The sequence below is a fragment of the Pseudomonas petroselini genome (genome assembly GCF_045037875.1).
GTDB lineage: Bacteria > Pseudomonadota > Gammaproteobacteria > Pseudomonadales > Pseudomonadaceae > Aquipseudomonas > Aquipseudomonas petroselini.
The window spans coordinates 4,055,047-4,070,174 of record NZ_CP173614.1; the positions used below are offsets into that span (position 1 = coordinate 4,055,047).

The following is a 15,128-nucleotide window of genomic DNA, read 5'->3' on the forward strand; positions in this document are numbered from 1 at the left end:
CCTGCCCTTGCCCGAGTCGAATCGATGAGCGCCGTGCAACACGCCTGGCTGGGGCCCTACGAAATCAGCAGCACCATCTGCACCGGCCTGACCTTTGCCCGCCACAGCCATGATGAATGCGTGATCGGCGTGAACCTGGTCGGCGAGGAAAAGGTCTGGCTGGACCGCCGGGAATTCGACGCCGGGCCGGGCTCGATTACCTTGTACAACCCTGGGCAGATCCAGGGCGGGGGTGCGGCGAATGGCGCGCCGTGGCAGTTTGTGAGCCTGTACGTCAGCGCCGACCAATTGGCCGCCGACCTCGGGCTGGCACACGTGGAGTTTGATCGCTCGCTGTGTGTTCAGCCGGACCTCGCCCGGCGACTGGCGCAGACCGTACGAAGCGCATTGAGCGATGAGGCGCGTGCCCGCGAACTGAACGAAGACGCCTTGGTCCTGCTGCTCGGTGAGGTGGTCAGCCTCAGTGGCGTACGCCTCGCGGGCAGCGCCGCCCCAGGCAAACACCTGATCAGCCGCGCCCAGGAATTGCTCGCCGAACACCTGCATCAGACATTGCCCTTGGAGCAGCTTAGCAATGAACTGGGGTTGACCAAGTTCCACCTGCTGCGCACGTTCCAGAAAGAAACCGGGCTGAGCCCGCGTCAGTGGGCCATGCAGTTACGCACCCGTCGGGCCAAGGGCCTGTTGCGGGCAGGCGTGGCGGTATCCGACATCGCCCACGACCTCGGGTTTGCCGACCAAAGCCATCTCAATCGGCACTTCCGCGCCGCCTACGGCATCACACCCGGTCGCTATCAAAGCGTGTTGAAGCGCTGACAGCGCAATCTGGTCCAAGACAGCGTCCCTGCTTATCGCCAAACTGCCCCCCTCTCTTGAAGGAATGCGGGCATGCTGACGATCTTTTTCTACGCGCTGATATTCGGTTTTGTGTTTTGCCTGTCGCCCGGCGCGGTGCTGGCGGAGACTTTGCGCCGTGGCTTACTCCACGGGTTCACCCCGGCGCTGCTGGTGCAGTTCGGCTCCCTGGTCGGCGACGCAGTGTGGGCGGTGATCGGCCTGACCGGAATCGCCCTGCTGATCCAGCATGACGCGGTGCGCGTGCCGTTGACCGTTGTCTGCGCGCTGTACCTGGCCTGGCTGGGCGTGCGTAGCCTGATCGATGCGTGGAAACTGCCAGAACCAGACGATGCCCCCACCACCACCCGGCAAAATGCGCTGGCCGTGGGCGCGGCGATTTCCCTGGCCAACCCGAAGAATATTGTCTACTGGGGCGCGCTGGGCAGTGCGCTGTCGGGCATCGTCGGTGCCACGCCGAGCCACGGGCAGACGCTGATGTTTTTCGCCGGGTTCATGCTGGCGTCGGTGCTGTCGTGTTTTCTGATCGCAGCGCTGGTCAACCTGCTGCGCAAGAACGCATCACCGTTGTGGCAACGCATCAGTTATGGCACGTGCGGGATAGTACTGATCTATCTGGCAGTTCTCGCGGCACTGGGTATATGAAGTTATATATGCACTCACTTTCGAACGCCTCTTGTCTGAATGAACTCTGAACAGCGGATCATTTAATTAATCATGCGTTGACATTTTGTAACCGTCTGAGTAGATTGCCCGTGCCCGCAACTTGGGCCTTTTTTAAACCTCACAAAAGAAGCCAATGGACACAGTATCTAGTCGCTGTCCGAGCACCGCATCAGCGGGCATCGGGCGCCAAACCCAGAATATGACAGGACTCGCTTCCCGGTCCGGTAAGCTGCGCTAGAGCTCGATGCTCCACCGTAACTGCCTCGCCGGTCGCCCGTCCGGTCCCGAGGTGTGTTATGACCTTCAAAACCCATGCTTTGCCCGATCCATCTACACTGGCCGCAGCCCTGCGCGCCAAGCGTTGTGTTACCTGCGTGGTGTTTCTCCCGCAGCGCACGACCGGTGTCGCACCCTCCCCCCCAAGACCCACAGAGACCGAAGGTTTTCAGCCTGGGTTTTTGCTGAGCGCTCGCGCCATTCAACCCCACTGAAACAGCCGTTTCCTGATTAAACCCTGGAGGTCTTTATGAACCATTCCAGTTGTAGTCCGCTGCGCGCTCGTTAACTAACGCGCCAGTAGAAGTTATGTAAGCACCTCATTTAAACCGATCGCGAAGTTAGCGACTCGGCATGCTTTCGCTCGCCTGTATTCAGGTAAGTACCGGGTATGTTTTGTCGAAAAGTTGGCGACAGGAGCACACACCATGAGCGCTATAAAAAACGTCCCATTGAACAAAAAAACCAGCACCGCCGCTGACATCAAACTGTCGATGCGTGCCGCGCGCGAAGCCCACAACGGGCTGTCGGCCACCCTGGCGAACGTGCGTGCCACCCAGGACGGCTTGACCGAGTTGGATGCAAGCGCCCGCTTGCAACGGGAAGGCTACAACGAAGTCGCCCACGACAAGCCGCCTCACGCCATCGTCCAGTTCCTGCAGGCACTGAACAACCCGTTCATCTACGTACTGCTGACCCTGGGTGGCATCAGCTTCTTCACCGATTGCTGGCTGCCGATGCAGGAAGGCGAAGACGCGGACCCCACCAAAGTCATCATTATCATGACCATGGTGCTGCTCAGCAGCCTGCTGCGCTTCTGGCAGGAACACCGCTCGGCCAAATCCGCCGAAGCCCTGAAAGCCATGGTGCGCACCACAGCCACCGTGCTGCGCCGTGAGCAAGTGGGCGCCCAACCGACCCTGCGCGAGATACCAATGCGCGAGCTGGTGGCTGGCGATATCGTGCAACTGTCGGCCGGCGACATGATCCCGGCCGATATCCGCTTGATCGAATCCCGCGACCTGTTCATCAGCCAGGCCGTGTTGACCGGCGAAGCCTTGCCGGTGGAGAAGTACGACACCCTTGGCGATGTCACGCAGAAATCCGCCGGGCCGGTGACCGCCGACCAAGGCAACCTGCTGGACCTGCCCAACATCTGCTTCATGGGCACCAACGTGGTCAGCGGCCGCGCCAAAGCCGTGGTGGTCGCGACCGGGCCGCGCACCTACTTTGGCTCCCTGGCCAAGGCGATTGTGGGCTCGCGGGTGCAAACCGCCTTCGACCGTGGGGTGAACAGCGTCAGCTGGTTACTGATCCGCTTCATGTTGGTAATGGTGCCGATCGTGTTCTTCCTCAACGGTTTCTCCAAGGGCGACTGGGGCGATGCCTTTCTGTTTGCCTTGGCGGTTGCGGTCGGCCTTACCCCGGAAATGCTGCCGATGATCGTCAGCGCCAACCTGGCCAAGGGCGCCACCGCCATGGCCAAGCGCAAAGTGGTGGTCAAGCGCCTCAACGCGATCCAGAACTTTGGTTCGATGGACGTGCTGTGCACCGACAAGACCGGCACCCTGACCCAGGACAAGATCATCCTCGAACATCACGTCAACGCTTTCGGCCAGCGAGATGAGGCGGTGCTGTCCCTGGCCTGGCTCAACAGCTATCACCAGAGCGGCATGAAGAACCTGATGGACCAGGCGGTGGTGCAGTTTGCCGAGCAGAACCCGAAGTTCCAGGTGCCGTTCGCGTACAGCAAGGTCGATGAATTGCCCTTCGACTTCGTCCGCCGTCGCCTGTCGATCGTGGTCAAGGATGCCGCCGACGACCAACTGTTGGTGTGCAAAGGCGCCGTGGAAGAGATGCTGAGCATTTCCACGCATGTGATGGAAGCCGGTAAAGCCGTGCCGCTGGATGAGCGTCGCCGTGAAGTGTTATTGGCGCTTGCCAACGACTACAACGAAGACGGTTTCCGTGTGCTGGTGGTGGCCAGCCGTCACATCCCTAAATCAATGGCACGCCAGCAATACACCACCGCCGATGAGCGCAACCTGGTGATCCAGGGCTTCCTGACCTTCCTCGATCCACCGAAGGAAACCGCTGGCCCGGCGATTGCGGCACTGCAACAGATCGGTGTGGCGGTCAAGGTACTGACCGGCGACAACGCCGTGGTCACCAGCAAGATCTGCCGCCAGGTCGGCCTGGAACCCGGCCAACCGCTGCTGGGGGCTGAAATCGAAGCGATGGACGACGCCACCCTGCTGCGCCGCGTGGAAGAACGCACCGTATTCGCCAAGCTCACGCCGCTGCAGAAGTCGCGGGTGCTCAAGGCGCTGCAAGCCAACGGCCACACCGTGGGCTTCCTCGGTGACGGCATCAACGATGCGCCAGCGCTGCGCGATGCCGACGTGGGTATCTCGGTCGACAGCGGGACGGACATTGCCAAGGAATCGGCCGACATCATCCTGCTGGAAAAGAGCCTCATGGTGCTGGAAGAAGGTGTGCTCAAGGGCCGCGAAACCTTCGGCAATATCATGAAGTACCTGAACATGACCGCCAGCTCCAACTTCGGCAACGTGTTCTCGGTGCTGGTGGCCAGTGCGTTCATTCCGTTCCTGCCGATGCTGTCGATCCACCTGCTGCTGCAGAACCTGATGTACGACATCTCCCAACTGGCCCTGCCGTGGGACAAGATGGACAAGGAATACCTGGCCAAGCCGCGCAAGTGGGATGCGAAAAACATCGGTCGCTTCATGATCTGGATCGGGCCGACCTCGTCGATCTTCGACATCACCACCTTTGCGCTGATGTGGTACGTGTTCGCGGCCAATAGCGTGGAAATGCAGACCCTGTTCCAGTCCGGCTGGTTTATCGAGGGCCTGCTCTCGCAAACCCTGGTGGTGCACATGCTGCGCACCCGCAAGATCCCGTTCTTCCAGAGCACCGCCGCGTGGCCGGTGTTGATGATGACCTGCGTGGTGATCGTGCTGGGGATCTACGTGCCGTTCTCGCCGCTGGGCACCCTGGTGGGCCTGCAACCGCTGCCGCTGGCGTACTTCCCATGGCTGGCAGGCACCCTGGTCAGCTACTGCTGCGTGGCCCAACTGATGAAGACGATCTACATCCGCCGCTTCAAGCAGTGGTACTGATCGCCCCCGCCGTTTAAACGGTGGCGGTCGCCCGGCCGCCACCGCGCACTACAAGGAAATACCTTATGCGCGTCTTGATCTGTGCAGGTCGTCATTACGCCGACACCAAAATGTCCCGCCAAGTGCTGGACGCTTACCACCGCCTGCGCCCGGTGCAGGTACTGATCCACGGCGGCAACCAATTCCTCGGCAGCGACGTCGAGGAGTGGGCGCGGGAACTGGGCATCGACGTGGTGCGCTACCCGCCCAACTGGCAACGCCACGGCAAGCAGGCGGAACGCCAGCGCAACCATTTCATGCTGACCGACAGCCGCCCTGACGTGGTCATCGCCCTGCCAGGCGGGGAAGACACCTGCGAGCTGGTTTGCCAGGCCAAAGCCAACGGCATTTCGGTGCTGACCGTAGAAAGCTGAATTCAAGCGAGGTGCATCATGCACAAAAAACACCTTCCACTGCGCAAGGACGGGTTTGCCAAATACCGTGCGCGTCAGGCCCGAGGCGCACGCCACACCTTACTGCTACTGCCGCCGGCCAAGCGTCGCGCATTGCAGCGCAACCTGATCTTTATCGGGCTGACCCTGGGCACGTTGTTGACGCTTGCCGTTCTGTCAAAAGCCAACGCGGCCGGTGGTGCTTATGGGGTCGACGACGGCGCAATCAATGCGCCAGGCGAATGCAACATCGACGCCTGGTCCACCGCGAACCGGCACAACGGCAGTACCCATAATGAAACGCTGTCACCGGCCTGCACCTTCGCCGCGATGCCGTCGGTGCAGTGGGGCGCGGCGCTGTCACGCGCCAGCAGCACAGACACGCGCGAAACCCAGGTGAGCCCGCAGCTCAAGGCACAGGTCTGGTCACGGGATGACCTGGGGCTGCAAATGGCCGTGGCAGCCGGCGCGCACTTTGCGCTGGATCGCCGGCACGGGTTTGATGGTGCCGACGTCAACATCCCGTTGACGTGGCAGCCGCTGGAGGCACTGCGACTTAACCTGAATGCCGGTTGGTCCCATGCCTACAACGACGGTGATCAGCAACACCGCCTGACCTGGGGCACGGGTTTTGAGTACCAGGCAGCGCCCTTGCTGACGCTGATCGCCGAGCGTTACGGCCAGGAAGGCGGTGATCAGGCCTGGCAGGCCGGGCCGAGGTTCCATTTGGGCGAATATGTCGACATCGACTTGGTGGTCGGGCGCAGCCTGATCGGCGAGCGTGCGCAATGGCTGACCACCGGCGCCACGCTGCGTTTCTAGCGGCCACCCGTACTTCGGTGGCGCCCACAGACACCGTTTTTCATCGAAGACGAAGATCAAGTGTGGGAGCTGTCGAGCCCCGGCGAGGCTGCGAAGGCGGCGGCACTGCAGGCATCTTCAGCGTCTGACACACCGCTATCGCAGCCTCGCTAAAGCTCGACAGCTCCCACAAGGGATCGGCTGTGTGGGTGGGATTTCGGTCGTAGCGGCGAGCGCAATTTGAGCCACGACGAAGATCAACTGTGGGAGCTGTCGAGTCCCAGCGAGGCTGCGAAGGCGGCGGTACTGCAGGCATCTTCAGCGTCTGACACACCGCTATCGCAGCCTCGCTAAAGCTCGACAACTCCCACAAGGGATCGGCTGTGTAAGTGGGATTTCGGTCGTAGCGGCGAGCGCAATTTGAGCCACGACGAAGATCAACTGTGGGAGCTGTCGAGTCCCAGCGAGGCTGCGAAGGCGGCGGTACTGCAGGCATCTTCAGCGTCTGACACACCGCTATCGCAGCCTCGCTAAAGCTCGACAACTCCCACAAGGGATCGGCTGTGTAAGTGGGATTTCGGTCGTAGCGGCGAGCGCAATTTGAGCCAAGACGAAGATCAACTGTGGGAGCTGTCGAGCCCCAGCGAGGCTGCGATGGCGGCGGTACTGCGGGCATTTTTTTTGCGCCTGACACACCGCTATCGCCGCCTCGCCAAAGCTCGACAGCTCCCACAAGGGATCGGCTGTGTAAGTGGGATTTCGGTCGTAGCGGCGAGCGCAATTTGAGCCAAGACGAAGATCAACTGTGGGAGCTGTCGAGCCCCAGCGAGGCTGCGAAGGCGGCGGTACTGCGGGCATCTTCAGCGTCTGACACACCGCTATCGCAGCCTCGCTAAAGCTCGACAACTCCCACAAGGGATCGGCTGTGTAAGTGGGATTTCGGTCGCAACTGCTAGCACAATTTGAGCCACGATGAAGATCAACTGTGGGAGCTGTCGAGCCCCGGCGAGGCTGCGAAGGCGGCGGCACTGCGGGCATCTTCAGCGTCTGACACACCGCTATCGCAGCCTCGCTAAAGCTCGACAACTCCCACAAGGGATCGGCTGTGTAAGTGGGATTTCGGTCGTAGCGGCGAGCGCAATTTGAGCCACGACGAAGATCAACTGTGGGAGCTGTCGAGCCCCAGCGAGGCTGCGAAGGCGGCGGTACTGCGGGCATCTTCAGCGCCTGACACACCGCTATCGCAGACTGGCTAAAGCTCGACAGCTCCCACAGGGGATTTGCTTTAGCCTGGAATTCTGTTTTACCTCAGGCCTTGGCCTGTTGTTCCAGGCGCAGTTGTAATTGCGGGTCGATCTGCAGTTGCCCCGCCAGGTCGTCCAGGTAGTTGCGTTCGGCGTCCTGCTGATCATCCACCATCATCACACTGGCCAAGTAAACCTCTGCCGCAACAGCCGGGTCGCTGGCGAATTCGGCGAAGTCCGCCGCGTCCAGAGGCTTGGCAACCTCAGCATCAAGCCACTGCTTCAATTGCGGGTCGTCGGTATGCCGGCCCAGTTCACTGGAAATCAGTTGCTGCTCTTTTTCATCAATGCGGCCGTCGGCTTTGGCGGCAGCAATCAAGGCACGCAACACCGCATGGCTATGGGCCTCAGCTTCGGCGCCGTCAAGCTGGTCCACAGTCTGCAAGGCTTGCTGCGGGGCATTGGCTTGCTGGCGCTGCCAGGCTTGGTAGGCCTGGAATGCCGCCATGCCCAGGGAAGCCAGCGCTGCATAGTTCATCCCGCCAGAGCGTCCTTGAGCCGGACGCGCGCCAGTGGCACCTCCCAACAGACCGCCCAGGCCGCCCAACAGACCACCCAAACCACCACCGGCCGAAGCATTGCCAGTGCTGGTACCTTTCAATAAACCGCCGAGCAGCCCACCCAGGCCGCCCGAGGAAGCACTCCCCCCTTGCCCGGCGCGCAAGAGTTGCTCCAGTAAGTCGCTGCTGTTCATGGTGTCACCCTCCCAGGGCGCAGTGTTGACGTCTACCAACCATAGCCCGCCGCTGTCGGAACACCATGACCGCCGGGCGGGCACGGCCTATCATGGCGTCACCGTGCCTGTGAGAGAAAACCCAAGTGAACCGGATTGAGCACCTCGCATTGATGGCGAGCTACAACCAGTGGATGAACCGCAAGCTCTATGACGCGGCCGGCACGCTGTCGGACGCGGCGTTACTCATGGACCGCAAGGCGTTTTTCGGCTCGATCCTCGGCACGCTGAACCATCTGGCCTTGGGCGACACGGTCTGGCTCAAGCGTTTTGCCGAGCATCCCGCAGGCTACGCGGCATTGGCTCCGTTGAGTGCGATCACAGCCCCTGCCGATCTCAAGCAACTGGCCTTTGCCGATATCCGTGAGCTGTCAGCCCATCGCGCCTGGCTGGATCAACTGATCGTCGACTGGGCTCACACGGTGCAGGACCCCGATCTGGACCATCGCCTGCATTACCACAACATGCGAGGTGTCGCCGCCGATAAAGACTTCTTCAGCCTGCTGGTGCATTTCTTCAATCACCAGACCCACCACCGGGGCCAGGCAACCACCCTGTTGAGCCAAGCAGGGCTGGATGTGGGCACTACGGACTTGCTGGCGCTGATCGACTGAATTCAGCGTACGCCTGCATCAAACGCGGGAACGCACACGTTCACCGCGGCAGCGGCCCTGGGGTTGAACAGGCCCGCAAACAAAACCGAACGCTGCCTCGCCAATGGGGTCGAAATCCCAGGTGCCGGGATTTTTTACCGCCCCGCCCTCCCCGCGTGCATTGTGGGTCTACCGATGCGCGTACCCCCAAGAAGGAGACGCTTACATGGTCATTCACTTCAAGGTCGCAGGTCACTTAGCCTGTGGCCACCACGGCACCAACCTCCCTTCCAGCACCGAGCTGAACCGAGTCAAATGCCGTACCTGCCGCAATACCGAAGCCTACAAGGACGCGCGCCGCACCCAGCGCAACGCCGCCCGCCGCGCCAACCGCAAGGCCAAGACCCCTACCGCCGTTGATTGGCGCAGTGCATGGACACAACGCCTCACCGACCTGCCCGGTTTGCAGCGTTTGCCACGCGGTTTCAGTGGTCAGCCTTTCGTTTAAGCCACCGATGTAAAAAAGCCCTGGATGTTCCGGGGCTTTTTTGCACCCTCCATTAACTTGCTAACGCACCTTTCCTACATCCTATAATTCGTGCCTTAGGGGGCGAGCCTGGAGCCTCTTACGACGAAACCTACTCCAAGGCCAGAGCCCTTCAACGCCGAGCGACCGCGATGAAGTGCAATTAACGTGAATCAACGGACTGCGGGATAGCCCCATGACTGCATGGAGAGAACAGAGCTTCTGGAGCAAGGTTGGAGTGTGGGCTTGGGTGATTTTTGTAACGACGCTCTCCGGCTATGGCGGATCGACGGGATTGGACGCAGATCCACACGGCCGCAAGCGGGTCTTCAGCCCTGGCTTCGTGGTTCTGTGCTTTTTCGTGGGTGTGATTGAGCTGATAGCCCTGAGCTATTTCTATGGTCGGCGCGAATGACATAAGGCGGGATAACTCACAACGCCGTCATCCTCCCTAAAAACATTCATTTACTGTTGGTATTGGCAACTGAACCTCCCACTCACCTTATGCAGCGCATTGGCGGTTGCCAAGACAGTCCCGCACACGCCTTTCTTATCGTGTTGGGTCATAAGCATTGACTGCTGCGTCCCACTGCATTTCATGGTCTTCGACCTGAACATTCCACTCACAACCAGACACCGCGATACGAATTTCCGATAAACATTTACACCAATGCTGTACGCCAATCCATGTCGCGTCTTCTTGGTTATCGGGGAGCTTGGTAGAGCCCGAAAACACGAGGCCCTTCTTTAGAAAACGGCCCGGCTCTACGTTTATTGAAAAATCGAATGACTCCCAGTTCAGGCCGGAGCCGAAAGAAATAAATCGTTCGATTTGATCGTCTACGCAGTGGCGATGGACAATCGACTCAACGACAGTTATCTCGCTCAAGCTGAGCGGTGCTTTTCGCCGAGCAGTGTAATAGATGGATAGTGCCAAGGTGCGCCCTCAGAGCTGTAACGTTGCGCCGATGTAGCGGTTACAGCTACTTGAATCGGACCACTACCGTGGATGCGAGCATGTCTCCTAGCCGTTTCCGTGAACCAAAGAAAATAAATATCCAGTCAAAAATGCTCAGGATGGGCGTCGTGATGTTTCGCATGAAAGATTGATATAGATTGCAATTCAGGTGGCTGCGCTCGTCAATTACTGACATCCCCAGCAGCTTTTTACCCACGCTTTGACCGTTGGGCATTGCGTCTGAAAATAGGTAATACGCCGCGGCGGAGCCAAAAGCCAGAATACCGACCGCGTCTGGAGACACACCCACAAACTCAGCCGTTCTTCCTACGGCAAATAAAACAAAAAGGGTGATCAAGGAGTCAATCCATTGCCCTCCCAGCCGCCGCCCCAGTCCAGCCAGGTTGGCTGGCTTGCGGTACTCAGTTTGAGTAGTACTCACTTCCATGCGTTGACGCTCCAATTGTATTAAATTTCAAACAAAGCCTAGCGCGGCTCCCGGGGTCTGAACTTGTTTGGATTACTTGAGGTAGCCCGTTTTACGCATCTGCAGGCTATAGATCCAAATGGCAACCAGCAGGACTGCTTGCAGGGTTGCCGGCAGCACGAACCAGGCAACCTTCAGGTATAGGCTGGACGTTATCAGGAAAGTTTCCGGCAGCATCAGCGGAATCAGCGCCGGCCCGAACAGCAATGAACTCAATAGAAACCAAGAGGATTTCGCACTGCGCCGACACAGCAGCACGCCACTTACGGCCAACAGGATGCAGGTCAATGCCGCGGGGAGCATCAGGATTATCGGGATATCACCCATTCTGGCCTTATCCCAGCCATCGCCGACGAGCCAGTAGCCAATTTTAAGTGTCAGAAAAAAGCAATAGACCGCCGATAACGTAACCACTGCCGGGCTTGAGGGGTTTCGTACCTGAGATGTACTTCTGGCCATAACTGCTAGATCTAGCGAAAGGCCGGACAATCCAGCCAACCATCGCAGTCTACAGGACGCTCAGCGGATCATGAAGTTACCGGTAAACAACTAAATGAACGTGATTCAGCACACGGAAGCATTCAGCGAGCCCTTTGCGAAGCTCAGGGGAAAACAGAGGTTTTATTGCGGACCGAAAAAACAAGGGCTTCCCTTTTATATGTCCAGCCATCAAGCCTCGCGTCATTAAACCGGCGACCACTTATGCGGCAGCAATTGATCGATTTCACTCGCCCAACTGGCTTTTATTCGCAACGCCGTCATGCACTAGCACCTTCGTGCGGTTGGCCCGCTGGTTGGCAAAAAGGTAGGTGTATTCGCCATCCACTTACTCTAGCTCCTCCTCCCCGTGCGGGAACTCACTCTGCTAAGGTATCGCCCCAATCGACAGCAAATGGAATCAACGAAGAATGGACTCATGGAAGATTCTGGCGTTAGCCCTACTGGCATCGGTCAACACTCAGGCCGTATCAGGTGACAACGTCAACCCTGTCGCTGCAGGACTATTTATCACAATTTCCTTCCCAACCATCTTAATTGGAGCAACCACATCGCTCACAACCGAGCCTCCAAAGATTTTCAAGTCAGCCAAGACCGATGCTCTGGCATTCATCGGTTCGGACAGCGAGATTCGTGGTGCAGAGTTTGAGCAGGCGGTGCGCTTTTATCGTACGACTTACACGCCACCGTTGATGACTGACCAGCAACTGGCCCAGGCAATCGCGGCTTCATTCTGAGGTCGGCCGTCAAGCTGTCAGCAGTGCCGAGCTTCTTGGCTTGACGCCCCCACAAAACTAATCTCGGGACCCGCCCACAATGCCGTCCCTAATCCACGCGAATGAGTTCGATATATGCGTATCAATGTCCGATTTAGTGTCTTGGATATCATTGGCGTGAGCGATGTGGTAAAGCTCATGCTGTACCAAGGCGCAGAAGTCGGTGTCACTGCACTGAGTGCAGCAGTCAGCAGCAAAAGTGTTGATGTAGGCCGGCACCTCGCCGAACCAATCACGCATCTGTTGCTCCATACGGGCCTTCTGCCAACCCCCAGCGCGAAACGCTGCCTGTTCGGCCTGGCCCAAAACTGTGCGCCCCTTCTTCTCGAAGCTCGACGACGCCCACATGATCCGGATGTCTGCATCCGGTAGGTAGCCGTGGTCTTCGTTGTGAATGCTGCCGGTGTCGGCAAGGATCTCGGCTTGGAGCCATTCCCACAATTCGGTGGCTGGTGTCAGGCGGACACCGAAATCGGAGAGGTCAGACAGCTCAAGAAGTGACGATGGAGGGTTTGGCCTATCCATAAGTTACCTTGAGCTTGAAATAGTGGCGCGTTGCCGGTATTGATGGCGACTTCCCTAAGTAAGGAAGCTCACCTTCATGTCTTTTGCTCTTGTTCGCGCTGCTGCAACCTGCCTATTGGCAGCTACAACTCTCCTCGGATGCGCCTCTGCCCCGAAGGAAACCTGGACCAATAAAGGTCCATCCGAAATTGCCACAGAGCGTGGGCAAAGAGCCTGCTACGCAGACGCCAACATCATTGGCGGCGAACGGGTTTTCGGAATGCTATGTGCGGCGCCAATCAATGGACTTCTTACTGATGGCGATCCAGTGATCATGGCTGGCCCCGCTTATCACCGCCTCTTCAAAGTGCACCTAAGTGAGACGACAAAAGGGATTAATGTGCCGCTCGGCGACAAGACTGGGCTACTTCAATGCGACCCCCTCAAGACCCACGCCGATAAGTCAGCCCCTGAGACCGCCTGCAAAATTACCGTTGATGGGAAGATGGTCGTCAGCACAAAGATTACCTTCGCCGACAAATAATTAAGGCCGTGCCGCACCCACCTGCGGCACACCCTACATAACAACGGCTGGAGATCGGAAATGAGTAATCACCATCTTCCCCACCACCTCTGGGTGGGAGCAATGCACTATGTCGCTGCAAAGCTCGTTCTTTCAGCTCCGGAGTTCAGCCAAGCAGATAAAGACAAGGCGTCAATCGTTGTCGAATACACCGACGACAAGCTGTCTTCGGCTGGCTTTGCACCTAACGAGGGGGCCTGGCTCCCGCCGGAAGAACTGGCCGTAGAGAACGTGAGCGGACCAGTCTACGGAATCCCAATGGCTGATGGTGACCCTGTGGTCCGTGTTACCAGTGACTCGTATCGCAAGGCGATCCAGATTGCGTACAGCTGCCCTCTGATCTCCGACCCATCGAAAACTATCACGTAGCCCGGACAGCCATTGCAGTCTGGCTATACACATCCGACAGGACTACCAGCATTCGAACCTGCCCGCCAGTGCATGTGTCGCGCTTCTGGGCCATCTCAATAACTTCGACAGCGGTTGCCCCCATGTCCATTGCCGTAAGCGCAAACGGCGACCCATTGCCAATGGCGTCGACACGATCAAGCCTGATTCTGTTCTTCCAGAAGCCCGTCTTATCGTCGTGAGCGATCAGCCAGAGCGTGCCGCCATCTACCGCGTATCCGGATGCCTCGACGGGCGCCGACGCAGTAGTACCGAAATAGGCTGCGATCAATGCGTCGAAATCGCACGTCCCACCGGTACGAAAGAAATGCATACCCTTCACCGTCTCCAACTTTTCGCAGTCGTCATCAGTAATGGTCGTCATCGATGTGCTACCCCGCCTTGAATGGGTGAATGGTTCCCGGTATTGATAGTTGTCAAATCACAAGGACGTCCACATGAGTGAAACGCAACAAGCTGGCCCTCTCCGCCCCAAACTAACAATTGCATTTTGGTCATTCGCATTGGGGGTCGCTACAACGATAGCTGGAGCAGCCGCTCACTACGGTCGTCAGGACAGCGACCTAACAAACGTAAGGGAGCGAGTCGAAGACTTCAGAAAGGCAAACGACAGCCTAAATACTTCACTCAACCAATGGATAGGGGCGTACAACAAACAGGCCGCGACCCTCGCAGCTTCAGAAGAGAGAGTGCGTCAGTTGGAAAACGATCGGTGCACGCCCATCAAATCGGATGTCGACGATATAAGGTCCGATATCAGCTCGGCAATGAAGTACTACCCCGAGAGGGTTGGCTCCCTTAAAGAAATGATGGACCAATATCAACAGACTTTGCGCGCTTGCTATGCCGCGTCATCTAGTCCCACTCATACACCGTAAAAATCCAGCGCTGCGATTTTGCACATTCTAAACCGTGGCGTGGATCACTTGACCCGGCGCTCGACGCCACCAGGCGCCTTGTCACAGTGCAGGCAGTGCTCGCAGTGCAGCGTCCGGCACAGCCAGACCTTTACCCCGTCCCTCACCTTCCCGCTCAGTACGCACAAGGTCGCCCAAAACGCGATAAGGCCGCAGGCGATGGAGTTGATCAGCTCAAGATTCAGGGTGGGTTACCGCATCTGAATTCTTTCAACATCCGCACATTCCTTTTGCTGAATCGACCTTTCCATGGGCAATAAAAAACCCGACTCAAAGGACGGGTTTGCAGGCTGATTTTACTCAGTTGTCAGGATGCTCGCTTGCTACCGAATCAGCGGCGTCTACATCCGACATGTCCTCTTCGAGCGGCGCGTCATCGTCTGGCGGCAACGGGATACCGTCCTCATCGCGCTTCGGGTCGTGCCCTGTCTCGTTGTCAGTGCCGCGAGTTACATCCTGCTGGGAAATATTCCCTGGTGCATTTTCATTGATTTCCATGCTGGCTCTCCGTTCTAACGCTCGGGATATCCGCGCTTAAACATGGGAGTCGGCAGGTCACAGCGAGTGCCGAGCACTGGACGAACGGCAGAAAACGAAAACGCCCCGCACAAGGCGAGGCTTTCATAATTCCTTTCGCTCTACTTTGGGATCAGTAGTGCGGATCAAGAC

The 15,128-nt window shown here is 58.3% G+C and carries 19 protein-coding genes and 1 pseudogene; 12 read left to right on the forward strand and 8 right to left on the reverse strand.

Annotated features, from left to right (window positions below; translation table 11 throughout):
• Positions 1-24: 24 nt before the first annotated feature.
• The 5 genes from ACI512_RS18635 (at position 25) to ACI512_RS18655 (ending at position 6,193) form a co-directional block, all read left to right on the forward strand.
• The gene (locus ACI512_RS18635; RefSeq protein WP_405121263.1) at positions 25-816 is read left to right on the forward strand and encodes an AraC family transcriptional regulator; all 792 of its coding nucleotides are present in this window, start codon (positions 25-27) and stop codon (positions 814-816) included.
• Between the two features lie 72 nt (positions 817-888).
• Positions 889-1,500 (forward strand): LysE family transporter, encoded by a 612-nt coding sequence (locus ACI512_RS18640; protein WP_064052032.1) that lies wholly within the window; start codon positions 889-891, stop codon positions 1,498-1,500.
• A gap of 725 nt (positions 1,501-2,225) precedes the next feature.
• Positions 2,226-4,940, forward strand: coding sequence for a magnesium-translocating P-type ATPase (gene mgtA / locus ACI512_RS18645; protein ID WP_405121264.1), 2,715 nt, complete (start codon positions 2,226-2,228; stop codon positions 4,938-4,940).
• Positions 4,941-5,005: 65 nt separating this feature from the next.
• Positions 5,006-5,353, forward strand: coding sequence for a DUF2493 domain-containing protein (locus ACI512_RS18650; RefSeq protein ID WP_236383141.1), 348 nt, complete (start codon positions 5,006-5,008; stop codon positions 5,351-5,353).
• A gap of 18 nt (positions 5,354-5,371) precedes the next feature.
• Positions 5,372-6,193 (forward strand): hypothetical protein, encoded by an 822-nt coding sequence (locus tag ACI512_RS18655; protein WP_236383133.1) that lies wholly within the window; start codon positions 5,372-5,374, stop codon positions 6,191-6,193.
• 1,287 nt (positions 6,194-7,480) lie between these two features.
• On the opposite strand, the gene ACI512_RS18660 is transcribed toward ACI512_RS18655, so the two are convergent.
• Positions 7,481-8,170 carry a tellurite resistance TerB family protein gene (locus ACI512_RS18660; RefSeq protein WP_236379541.1) on the reverse strand — a complete coding sequence of 230 codons (690 nt, stop codon included), beginning with the start codon at positions 8,168-8,170 and terminating at the stop codon, positions 7,481-7,483.
• Between the two features lie 125 nt (positions 8,171-8,295).
• On the opposite strand from ACI512_RS18660, the gene ACI512_RS18665 reads away from it, so the two are divergent.
• The 3 genes from ACI512_RS18665 (at position 8,296) to ACI512_RS18675 (ending at position 9,743) form a co-directional block, all read left to right on the forward strand.
• Complete coding sequence (locus tag ACI512_RS18665) at positions 8,296-8,823, forward strand: DinB family protein (RefSeq protein ID WP_236379540.1); 528 nt, start codon at positions 8,296-8,298, stop codon at positions 8,821-8,823.
• A gap of 205 nt (positions 8,824-9,028) precedes the next feature.
• Positions 9,029-9,310, forward strand: a complete 282-nt coding sequence (locus tag ACI512_RS18670; protein WP_043205329.1) for a hypothetical protein — start codon at positions 9,029-9,031, stop codon at positions 9,308-9,310.
• Positions 9,311-9,524: 214 nt separating this feature from the next.
• Positions 9,525-9,743, forward strand: a complete 219-nt coding sequence (locus ACI512_RS18675) for a hypothetical protein (RefSeq protein WP_231808870.1) — start codon at positions 9,525-9,527, stop codon at positions 9,741-9,743.
• A gap of 135 nt (positions 9,744-9,878) precedes the next feature.
• Here ACI512_RS18675 and ACI512_RS18680 read toward each other — a convergent pair whose 3' ends face one another.
• From ACI512_RS18680 to ACI512_RS18690, 3 genes are all read right to left on the reverse strand, one after another.
• Positions 9,879-10,265 carry a hypothetical protein gene (locus ACI512_RS18680; RefSeq protein WP_236379539.1) on the reverse strand — a complete coding sequence of 129 codons (387 nt, stop codon included), beginning with the start codon at positions 10,263-10,265 and terminating at the stop codon, positions 9,879-9,881.
• Between the two features lie 46 nt (positions 10,266-10,311).
• Positions 10,312-10,734: an RDD family protein gene (locus ACI512_RS18685; RefSeq protein ID WP_236379538.1), complete on the reverse strand. Its 423-nt coding sequence runs from the start codon at positions 10,732-10,734 to the stop codon at positions 10,312-10,314.
• Positions 10,735-10,806: 72 nt separating this feature from the next.
• Positions 10,807-11,232, reverse strand: coding sequence for a hypothetical protein (locus ACI512_RS18690; protein ID WP_236379537.1), 426 nt, complete (start codon positions 11,230-11,232; stop codon positions 10,807-10,809).
• Positions 11,233-11,681: 449 nt separating this feature from the next.
• Between ACI512_RS18690 and ACI512_RS18695 the strand changes: the two genes are divergently transcribed.
• On the forward strand, positions 11,682-12,008 hold the full coding sequence (locus ACI512_RS18695) for a DUF2388 domain-containing protein (protein WP_231808874.1): 327 nt from the start codon (positions 11,682-11,684) through the stop codon (positions 12,006-12,008).
• A gap of 147 nt (positions 12,009-12,155) precedes the next feature.
• Here the strand turns inward: ACI512_RS18695 and ACI512_RS18700 are convergent.
• Positions 12,156-12,572, reverse strand: a pseudogene (locus ACI512_RS18700) (putative metallopeptidase); the annotation flags it as partial.
• A 76-nt stretch (positions 12,573-12,648) separates the two neighbouring features.
• Between ACI512_RS18700 and ACI512_RS18705 the strand changes: the two are divergent.
• Both ACI512_RS18705 and ACI512_RS18710 read left to right on the forward strand, forming a co-directional pair.
• Positions 12,649-13,095, forward strand: coding sequence for a hypothetical protein (locus tag ACI512_RS18705; protein WP_064052395.1), 447 nt, complete (start codon positions 12,649-12,651; stop codon positions 13,093-13,095).
• Between the two features lie 60 nt (positions 13,096-13,155).
• Complete coding sequence (locus tag ACI512_RS18710) at positions 13,156-13,503, forward strand: hypothetical protein (protein WP_064052396.1); 348 nt, start codon at positions 13,156-13,158, stop codon at positions 13,501-13,503.
• Here the strand turns inward: ACI512_RS18710 and ACI512_RS18715 are convergent.
• Positions 13,496-13,906, reverse strand: a complete 411-nt coding sequence (locus ACI512_RS18715) for a proteasome subunit beta (RefSeq protein ID WP_236379535.1) — start codon at positions 13,904-13,906, stop codon at positions 13,496-13,498. The two genes, ACI512_RS18710 and ACI512_RS18715, sit on opposite strands and share 8 nt — an antisense overlap.
• 73 nt (positions 13,907-13,979) lie before the next feature.
• Between ACI512_RS18715 and ACI512_RS18720 the strand changes: the two genes are divergently transcribed.
• Positions 13,980-14,420, forward strand: a complete 441-nt coding sequence (locus ACI512_RS18720) for a hypothetical protein (protein ID WP_064052398.1) — start codon at positions 13,980-13,982, stop codon at positions 14,418-14,420.
• Between the two features lie 44 nt (positions 14,421-14,464).
• Here the strand turns inward: ACI512_RS18720 and ACI512_RS18725 are convergent, their stop codons facing one another.
• On the reverse strand, positions 14,465-14,644 hold the full coding sequence (locus ACI512_RS18725; protein WP_082893868.1) for a hypothetical protein: 180 nt from the start codon (positions 14,642-14,644) through the stop codon (positions 14,465-14,467).
• A gap of 115 nt (positions 14,645-14,759) precedes the next feature.
• Positions 14,760-14,957, reverse strand: coding sequence for a hypothetical protein (locus tag ACI512_RS18730; protein ID WP_043205324.1), 198 nt, complete (start codon positions 14,955-14,957; stop codon positions 14,760-14,762).
• Positions 14,958-15,128 lie beyond the last annotated feature (171 nt).